This is a genomic window from Streptococcus sp. HMSC063B03, assembly GCF_001836965.1.
Taxonomy (GTDB): domain Bacteria; phylum Bacillota; class Bacilli; order Lactobacillales; family Streptococcaceae; genus Streptococcus; species Streptococcus pneumoniae_F.
This window is the reverse complement of sequence record NZ_KV831043.1, coordinates 1-2,541: the sequence shown is the minus strand read 5'-3', so window position 1 is coordinate 2,541 and position 2,541 is coordinate 1. Positions and strand designations below refer to the sequence as shown.

The following is a 2,541-nucleotide window of genomic DNA, read 5'->3' as shown; positions in this document are numbered from 1 at the left end:
TTCCAGGTACGAATGTTTCCATGGGGATATCAGGGATTAGCTCGGTCTTTATGGGATTAGACTTTGTCAAAAATCTTCAAGAAGAAAATGCCGGACGTGCCTTTACCCACACTGCAGCAACGACGGCAATGACAGCATTAGGAGTGGCTAGTTTATAAGCTGGGGCGATTGCAGCGGCTACAGCAATTGGTACAGAGTCTGCCATGGCTTTTGCTGCATCTATAGCGCTCGGAACAACTCCTATAGGATGGGCTATTGCAGGAACTGTAGCAGTAGGATTTGTAGCTAGTATAGCATATAAGCATAACTTTTTGGGGATTAAAACCATAGCAAACGAGATGGGTGACAATCTTAATAAAAGTATATTAGATGTTGGCAAAGCCTTTGATTCCGGTATTAAATCAATTCAGAAAGTGTTTGGGTGGTAAATGTGAAAATTAATTTTAGAGGATTAGATGTTGCTTATTTTGATGTGTTAGAGATGGGAGAGAAAAAGTACGTTCTCGATTCCAACTCCACGACACCAAAGAGTTATTACTGGGGATTTTCCCCTGAAAATCTTGAAGTTGATTTGATAGAACTTGATAGTAAGAATAAAAATTTTGATAAAAAAATTAAGATGGGACCCTCAGGAATGCGTATGGTATATATTGGTTTTAGTCTTCTTCTGTATAGAGTAGTAACATCAATTTCTAGATATTATGATATTAGTCATTATCTGTATTTAAAAGTATCTTTATTTCTCATATCTATTTTGGTAGCCTATATTGTCTATCAAGGTATTTTAATCAAATCAAGGAAGGAGATTTCAAGTCGTTTATCGCAGGAAAAGAAGAGGTTTAAAATAGTCTTTCAGAATAATAAGAAAAAAAGACAATTCCATGCCTATCTATTTCTCATTTTACATACAATTGCTTTCTCTATTTATATGGGAGAAGATGATGGAACAGAAGCTGCAATTCTAGTCTTGAATGGTTTGTTGGCCTATCTATTTATTTGGATTGAATCCGGCGTTATTCCATTGACTTATGCTTATCAAAAGAAATACCTAGAATTTAAAGAACTGAAAAAGCTATAATGTAACTTATAACAAAATTCAGAAAGTATTTAGGTGGTAAATGTGGAATTAAAATTTAAATATTCAAATATAGCAGTTTTTAGAATCGTTGAGTTTAGGAATAAAAGTTATATCTTAGATCCTACTACAATAAAAGGTAAGTCCTATTTCTTCGGTTCACTTCCTAAAGAGGTTACTGCTGAGATGGTCGAGCTATCTCCATCCAATGATAGTTTTAGAATAAAATCTAAGACACCAATAGGGGCGTCTACTGCTTTAGTCATCATGGTTCAGCCATTCGTAGCTATCTCATATAGACTTATAAAAGATGCATTTATTGATTGGGGTATAAGTCAACAGCTTTTTTTAAAATTAGGTGTGTTTGCATTCTCCTTATTCTTGTCTTATCTTATGGCTGTCTTCTATGAAAAAAGTGCGGTTGGAAAGTTTGAATCAAGAATTCCCCAAAATAGTAAACGCTGTCGACTTGTTTTTGAACCCAAAGGTAAACGAATGATTGATTGGTATGTAATTTTAGCAATTAATATTGTTTGTTTGATGTTTTTTATGGGAACTAATGATGGCTCAGAAGGAGTCTTGTTGATTATTAATGGCATAATTTCTTGGTTTTACTTTGTAATGATGAGAATGCCACAAGTTCCCTCATATTATAAGACACTAACATTAACTGAAATTGAGGAGCTATAAATATAGAACGTTGAGAAGTTAGAAACGACATTGACTAAGGTATTAAATCAATTCAGAAAGTGTTTGGGTGGTAATTTTGGAAATTAATTATAGAGAAACGAAGTATTTTTGTCATCAACTTGTAGAACTAAATGGGAAAAAATATATATTAGATGCAAGTTCAATGACCCCCAAGTTCTATTATTGGGGTGTTCCAACGGAGGAATTAACGGTTGAGATGATGGAACTTAACAGAGAGGATATCAATTTTAGTACCCCGATTAATAAATTTAAAGCTTCATATGTGGCAATCATGGTTCAACCGCTTGTATGGATTGTTTATTCTTTATTGAAAAATTTTTTTAAAGAGTACAATATTAGCCAACAGATAATTTTAAAATTAGTAGTATTTTGCGCATCTATACTATTCTCTTACTTGATTTTTTATTTTAAAAGAGAGCAAGAACGTAAAAATGTTAAAGCTTTACTGCCTTCTTCTAGTAGAAGATATGAGATGATTTTTAAACCAGTATCTGCAAGAAAGCAAGTTTTTGATGCCTATATTTTTACTGTTCCTATAATAGCTTGTTTGGCACTTTATTTGTCTATTAATGATGGAGGAGAAGGTATTGTTCTCGTTATCAATAGCATTATCTCATTTTTTCTTCTATCATTTTTATTTGGAAAGGTTCCCATTCTTTCCGCTTATAAGATTAGAAACGTCACATTTGAAGGAATTAGAGAAATTAAATAAGGCCTTTGATTCAGGTATTAAATCAATTCAGAAAGTGTTTGGG

4 protein-coding genes are annotated in these 2,541 nt (G+C 33.0%); all 4 read left to right on the top strand.

Translation table 11 applies throughout. The features are described from left to right. Window positions 1-203 precede the first annotated feature (203 nt). The gene (locus HMPREF2628_RS11115; RefSeq protein WP_070842489.1) at window positions 204-428 is read left to right on the top strand and encodes a hypothetical protein; all 225 of its coding nucleotides are present in this window, start codon (window positions 204-206) and stop codon (window positions 426-428) included. Then, window positions 422-1,078 carry a DUF443 domain-containing protein gene (locus HMPREF2628_RS04805; RefSeq protein ID WP_070842488.1) on the top strand — a complete coding sequence of 219 codons (657 nt, stop codon included), beginning with the start codon at window positions 422-424 and terminating at the stop codon, window positions 1,076-1,078. Before HMPREF2628_RS11115 ends, HMPREF2628_RS04805 begins: the two co-directional genes overlap by 7 nt. A 42-nt stretch (window positions 1,079-1,120) precedes the next feature. Then, window positions 1,121-1,765, top strand: coding sequence for a DUF443 domain-containing protein (locus HMPREF2628_RS04800; RefSeq protein WP_070842487.1), 645 nt, complete (start codon window positions 1,121-1,123; stop codon window positions 1,763-1,765). A 67-nt stretch (window positions 1,766-1,832) separates the two neighbouring features. Next, window positions 1,833-2,498 carry a DUF443 domain-containing protein gene (locus tag HMPREF2628_RS04795; RefSeq protein ID WP_070842486.1) on the top strand — a complete coding sequence of 222 codons (666 nt, stop codon included), beginning with the start codon at window positions 1,833-1,835 and terminating at the stop codon, window positions 2,496-2,498. Window positions 2,499-2,541 lie beyond the last annotated feature (43 nt).

Coding starts and splice junctions, on each gene's coding strand:
- HMPREF2628_RS11115 (WP_070842489.1), top strand. CDS start 204: ATGGCTTTTGCTGCATCTATAGCGCTCGGAACAACTCCTATAGGATGG.